The sequence below is a fragment of the Streptomyces bobili genome, assembly GCF_002154575.1.
GTDB classification, from domain to species: Bacteria; Actinomycetota; Actinomycetes; order Streptomycetales; family Streptomycetaceae; genus Streptomyces; species Streptomyces bobili.
In genome coordinates this window covers 1-5,833 of record NZ_MUBA01000608.1, presented here as the reverse complement: position 1 = coordinate 5,833, position 5,833 = coordinate 1, and the positions used below count along the sequence as shown (strand labels likewise).

Annotated in this window: 4 protein-coding genes; 3 read left to right on the top strand and 1 reads right to left on the bottom strand. The window is 73.7% G+C overall.

The features are described 5' to 3' along the window. The first annotated feature begins 168 nt into the window (after positions 1-168). The 3 genes from BZL64_RS34835 (at position 169) to BZL64_RS34825 (ending at position 4,079) form a co-directional block, all read left to right on the top strand. Positions 169-1,221, top strand: coding sequence for a helix-turn-helix domain-containing protein (locus tag BZL64_RS34835; protein WP_086773069.1), 1,053 nt, complete (start codon positions 169-171; stop codon positions 1,219-1,221). A 311-nt stretch (positions 1,222-1,532) separates the two neighbouring features. After that, the gene (locus tag BZL64_RS34830) at positions 1,533-3,089 is read left to right on the top strand and encodes an MFS transporter (protein WP_086773068.1); all 1,557 of its coding nucleotides are present in this window, start codon (positions 1,533-1,535) and stop codon (positions 3,087-3,089) included. 117 nt (positions 3,090-3,206) lie between these two features. Then, positions 3,207-4,079, top strand: coding sequence for an NAD(P)-dependent oxidoreductase (locus BZL64_RS34825; RefSeq protein WP_086773067.1), 873 nt, complete (start codon positions 3,207-3,209; stop codon positions 4,077-4,079). Positions 4,080-4,127: 48 nt separating this feature from the next. Here the strand turns inward: BZL64_RS34825 and BZL64_RS34820 are convergent, their stop codons facing one another. Then, on the bottom strand, positions 4,128-5,429 hold the full coding sequence (locus BZL64_RS34820; RefSeq protein WP_086773066.1) for a phytase: 1,302 nt from the start codon (positions 5,427-5,429) through the stop codon (positions 4,128-4,130). Positions 5,430-5,833: the final 404 nt, after the last annotated feature.

The window sequence follows — 5,833 nt, the reverse complement described above, 5'->3', positions numbered from 1 at the left end:
CGAGCCGGTCGGCCGCCGGGAGGGCCTGGGGCCGGAAAACCGACCCGGGCACCACGCGGGCAGGCCATGAGACCGGGGAGCGCGGTGGATGGGGGGCGGATGCCGGGGGTGACCGGCCCGGTCGTCGCCCCCAACTCATCGCGATCGCCGGTGTGATTGACTGCCCGCGTGGTGCACGAGTCGGTCTTCCGGACCCAGGACCTCCCGGCGGCCGACCGGTTCGAGGCCTGGGTCCAGCGCATGGGACGCACCCACGCGCCGATGCAGCTGAGCAGCGACCGCGCGGCGGACTACGACGGCTGCCAGCGGGCGATCCTGCTCGGCGACGTGACCGTCTGGCCGGCGACCTTCGACCCGCTGGTCTTCCGCCGTACCCCCAAGCTGATCCGCGCCTCCGACCCCGAGGTCTACCACCTCTCCCTGCTCCTCAAGGGGGAGGGCGCGGCCAGTTGGGGCAGCAGCCGGCAGGCCGTCTACACGATGAACGACTTCCACATCAGCAGCTCCTCGCGCGCCTTCGAGATCCACACCGGAGCCGATCCGGTCACCATCGTCGGGCTGGAGCTTCCCCGCGCCCAGGTCCCGCTGCCCGGCCGGCACGCCGACCAGGTGATGGGACGCCGTATCGCGGCCACGGACGGCATCGGGGCCCTGCTGGCACAGTTCCTGCGCGGGATCGCCGCGGACACCTCCGTCTACCGGCCCTCGGACGGACCCCGCCTCGCCACCGTCGTCGCCGACCTGGTCTCGGCGGCGTTCGCGCACGCCCTGGACGCCGACCTGAGCCTGCCGCCGGAGAGCCAGGACCGGACCCTCGTCCTGCGCGTCAAGGCGTTCGTGCGCCACCATCTCGCCGACCCCGAGCTGACCCCCGCGACCGTCGCCGCCGCCCACCACATCTCCCGCAGCCATCTCTACCGCCTCTTCCAGGCCGAAGGCCTCACCGTGGCCTCCTACATCCGCGACCAGCGGCTGGAACACGCCCGCCGCGAACTCCTCGATCCCGCCCGCAGCGCGACGCCGATCCACGCCGTCGCCGCACGCTGGGGCTTCCCGCGGGCCGCCGAGTTCACCCGCGCCTTCCGCACCGCCTACGGCATCCCGCCCAGCGAGCTGCGCGCCCGCGAACACCCCGCTCCCGGCGCCGCCGGAGACGCTCCGCCAACCGACCGTGGACGCCTCGCCAACGACACACCCCCCGGCTTCGGCGCATCCTGGTGACCCTCCGGCGGACACCGCCGGAACCCGGGCGGCGTGCCAGGACCACGGGGGAGTCCTGGTACGCCGATGCCCGGTGGACGCGCCCGCGACGGAGCGCGGCCGAGAGCCGGGCCGGACGGACCGCCGGACGTACCGCGACGACCGGGCGATGACGGCCCCGTCGGCCGGCCGGCGGCGAACGGGGGGACGCGCCCCCGATGATCGAGTGGTGACGCTCCGGACGGCGGCGTACCGTCGAACGGTGACCACGACAGTGGACGTGTCCGTTCACTGAATCTCCCAGGGGCCCGCCCCTGTGCGGGCGACACGCTATGAGCACTTCACCGCAGCCCACTTCCGCGTCCCAGACCTCCGCCCGGCCGCCGGGCGGCGGCGGGCATCCGATGGCGCTGTTCGTCATCGCCTCGTGTCAGCTGATGGTGGTCCTGGACATCACCATCGTGAACATCGCGCTCCCCGAGATCCAGCGCTCCCTGGACTTCTCCACCGCCAACCTGTCCTGGGTGGTGAACGCCTACACGCTCACCTTCGGCGGACTGCTGCTGCTCGGCGGCCGGGCCGGGGACATCCTCGGCCGGCGGCGCGTGTTCATCTTCGGTGTACTGCTGTTCGTCTTCGCCTCCCTCCTCGGCGGCCTCGCCCAGGGACCGGGCCAACTCCTGGCCGCACGCGCCCTCCAGGGCGTCGGCGGGGCCATCGCCTCCCCGACCTCCCTCGCCCTGATCAGCACCACCTTCCGCGAAGGACCCGAGCGCAACCGGGCGTTCGGCGTGTTCGCCGCGGTCTCGGCGGGCGGCGGCGCGATCGGACTGCTCGCCGGCGGCATCCTCGTCGAGTGGCTCAACTGGCGCTGGGTCCTCTTCGTCAACGTCCCCATCGGCCTGCTCATCGCCCTCGCGGCACCCCGCTGGATCAAGGAGTCCGAACGCCACCCCGGCCACTTCGACTTCGCCGGCGCCGCGACCTCCACCGCCGGCATGGTCCTGCTGGTGTACGGCTTCATCCGGGCCGCGCAGGACGGCTGGAGCGACGCGCTCACCATGGCCTCCTTCGCCGCGGCCGTCGTTCTCCTCGCGGTGTTCGTCCTGGTCGAGCGGCGCTCCCGGCAGCCCATCACCCCGCTGCACATGTTCGCCGACCGCAACCGCGCGGGGACCTACGGCATCATGCTCTGCCTGGCCGCCGGCATGTTCGGCATGTTCTTCTTCCTCACCTTGTTCGTGCAGAACGTGCTGGACTTCAGCCCCATCCAGGCCGGACTCGCCTTCCTCCCGGTCAGCGTGGTCATCGCCGTCGGCGCGGGCCTGGCCTCCCGGTTCCTGCCGACGTACGGCCCCAAACCCTTCATGGTGGTCGGCGCGATCCTGGCCGCCACGGGACTGGGCTGGCTGACCCTGACGGACGTCCACTCCACCTACGCGGGCAGCGTGCTCGGCCCGATGCTCGTCTTCAGCCTGGGCATGGGCATGGAGTTCGTCTCCCTCACGCTGATGGCACTGTCCAACGTGTCCGTCCGGGAGACCGGCGCGGCCTCGGGGCTGCTCAACACCACACAGCAGGTGGGCGGTTCACTCGGCCTGTCCATCCTGGTCACCGTGTTCGGCACGGCCAGCGGCAACGAGGCGGACAAACAGATCCCGGCGTTCCTGTCCCAGGCGACCCCGGCGGAACGCCTGCGCTTCCAGCGCACCGGCGACCTCCCCTCGCCCTGGGCCGACGAGATCCTCACGGCGGGCGTGTCGGCGGGCTTCGTGGTCGCGGCCGTCTGCACGCTGCTGGCCGCCGTGATCGCCGTCGTCGTGATCCAGGTCCGCCCCTCCGACCTCGAACGCCTCAAGGGCGACGGGATGGGGCCACCGGGCGGGTGAGCTTCGCCGGCGGTCCGCCCCGGAGCGGGTGGCCGGGCGGTCCGCCGGGTCCGCCCGGCGCCGGCGGACCCGGCGCCCCCTCCGCCCGGCCGGTGTCCGCCGCGTTAGGGTCCGCTCATGGGTCATCGAGACGTGGGAATCCTGCACCCCGGGGACATGGGCGCGAGCGTGGCGGCGCAGGCCGTGGCGGGAGGCGCCGAGGTGCGGTGGCTGCCCGGCGGGCGGTCGGCGGCGACGCTGCGGCGGGCGGCCGGGGCCGGGCTGCTCGCCGCCGGCGACCTGCGGGAGTTGGCCGAGAGCTGCGAGGTCGTCCTCAGCGTGTGCCCGCCGGCCGCCGCCCTCGACGTCGCCCGGGAGGTGGCACGGGCCGGCTTCCGCGGCGTCTACGTCGACGCCAACGCGGTCAGCCCGCAGCTGATGGCGCGGATCGCCGAGCTCCTCGCGGCCGGCGGCGCCACCGTGGTGGACGGCGGGATCACCGGCCCGCCGCCCCGCGAGGCCGGCACGACCCGGCTGTACCTCTCCGGTGACGCCCCGGCCGTCGCCCGCGTCGCCGGCCTCTTCACCGGCACCGCGCTCGCGCCCTTCCCGCTGGACGGCCCGATCGGCCGGGCCTCGGCCCTGAAGCTCGCCTTCGCCTCCTACAACAAGATCACCTACGCCCTCGCCGCCCAGGCCTGCGCGCTGGCCGACGGCCACGGAGTCCTGGACGAACTCCTCGACCTCGCCGCGGGGGCGCTGCCCCACACGCCGCTGGCCGCGACCGGGCGACTGGCCGGCGCGGGCGCCAAGGCCTGGCGCTGGGAGCCGGAGATGGCCGAGATCGCCCGCGCCTGCGCACAGGCCGGCCTGCCGTCCGGCTTCGCCGAGGCCGCCGCGGAGACGTTCCGACGCTGGGAGGCGCACAAGGACGACACGACGGTGACGGGCGCCCGGCTGATCGCCGACCTGCGCACGGCCGAGCGGCACGAGGGGCCCGGCACGCTGTGAGCCTCACGGGTGCGGCAGGGATCCGCCCCGCCGCACCCGCGCGCCACCTCAGTCGTCGAGCGCGGTCAGGACCTCGCGGAGGTCGACGAACTTGAAGTTCGTCGCCGTGCGGTCCTCGGCCTCCCCGGCGTCGTCGTGCCCGTCCTGCACCACCAGCAGACCGCCCGGGAACCTGCGGCCCAGCGGCGCGTTGAGCACGGCGGCCCCGTCGCACTCCTCCGAGCCGTCGGGGCCCGTGGCGGTGGCGGCGACCCGGAAGCCGCCCTCGTACTCGTTGTCGTCGCTCCGCTCGCGGTCGTAGGCGGCGAAGGTGTTGTCGCCCTGGCTGGAGGCCAGCAGATAGCCGTCGCCGTCCGCCTCGGTGAGCAGGGTCAGGCCCTCGACGTCCGCGGCGATCCGCGTCCCGCCGTAACCGGGGTCGGCGCCGTTCACACACTCCTCGGTGGCCTCGTCGTACGTGCCGGGGACCCCGTACTCCCGCACGGTGTCCACGAGTTGGGGCGTCCCCGTGAGGGTGGCGGGCACGCGCCAGATGCCGATGTCCTCCTGGCCGGCGTACAGGGTGCCGTTCGCCGGGTCGACGACCATGCCCTCGACCTGGGGCAGTTCACCGGGCTCGGCGCACGGCGACCAGGACGTGCCGTCGGGCAGCCGGAAGGAGGACGGCAGGGTGAGGGCGCGGATCTTGCGGTAGCCCACCTTGCCGCCGGCGGTCGGCGTCAGTTCGAGCAGGGCGATCGTCGTACGCTCGCGCCGGCTGACCAGCGCGTAGGTGCGGCCGCTCGTCCTGTCGGTCCAGGTGGCGAGGCCGTACGCGGTCTGCTGCTCGTTGATCTCCGTCTGGTCGGCGGAGAAGACCGGTGCGGCGGCCGGGTCCGTGACGTCCGTCAGGGGACGGCCGGGCGACGCGGGGTCGATGCGGTAGAACCGCAGCCGGTCGTTGCCACGGTCGGTGGTGACCGCGAGGTCGGCGCGCCCGGTGGACAGCTTCAGGCCCTGCACGACGTCCACGTTGTTGAAGCGGCCGGGCGCGTCCTCGGCACCCGGTCCGGCGGGCGCGGCGAGCGACTGCACGAGCCGGGCGTCGAGGTCGTACACCCGCAGGCCGCCCTCCTTCGCGGTGGCGACGACGAGACTGGCGTCGGGGGCCGCCGCGTTGCGCCAGATCGCGGGGTCGTCCGCGTCGGAGTTGCCGCCCGCCTCGTCGTCGTAGAGGGCGGGCGTCTCGACGCGGGGGAGAACGGCCGGCAGGGCCTCGTCGTCCTCGGCGGCGGCGGGAAGTGCGGCGGTCAGAGCGAGCGCCGCCGTGAGGACGGACACGGCGAAAGTCCTCGGAAGCGATCTGGCCACGTCGACCTTCCTTCGATTGGGGGCATGACAAAACATCGGTGATCTTGGTGGTGCGGGCGAACGGCGAAGGGGCGTACGGGTGAAGGACAGGCACCTTCGGGCGGAACACCTGTGGTGCCCAACCATGGTGCGCGCGGGGCCGCGTGGGGAACAGTCGTCGTCGCCCGGCCCACGCCCATGCCCCAACACCCCCTCACCTCACGGGGGATGGCAGACGTGTGCCGCGCCGGGTTTGCGGTCCGGGTGAGCGGCAACGCGAAGTCCATGACTGAACCGAACACCGAGACGAACGAAGAGCGCGCCACCCGGCGCGCGACCGCATCCAAGGCACGGCGCGCCGCCGACAAGGCGACCGCCCCCGCCGCACGGGCCGCGAAGGGCGCCGCCGACAAGGCGGACGACAC

Bases quoted from the DNA above. Each gene is read 5' to 3' on its own strand.
- BZL64_RS34830 (WP_086773068.1), top strand. From the start codon at position 1,533: ATGAGCACTTCACCGCAGCCCACTTCCGCGTCCCAGACCTCCGCCCGG.
- BZL64_RS34825 (WP_086773067.1), top strand. From the start codon at position 3,207: ATGGGTCATCGAGACGTGGGAATCCTGCACCCCGGGGACATGGGCGCG.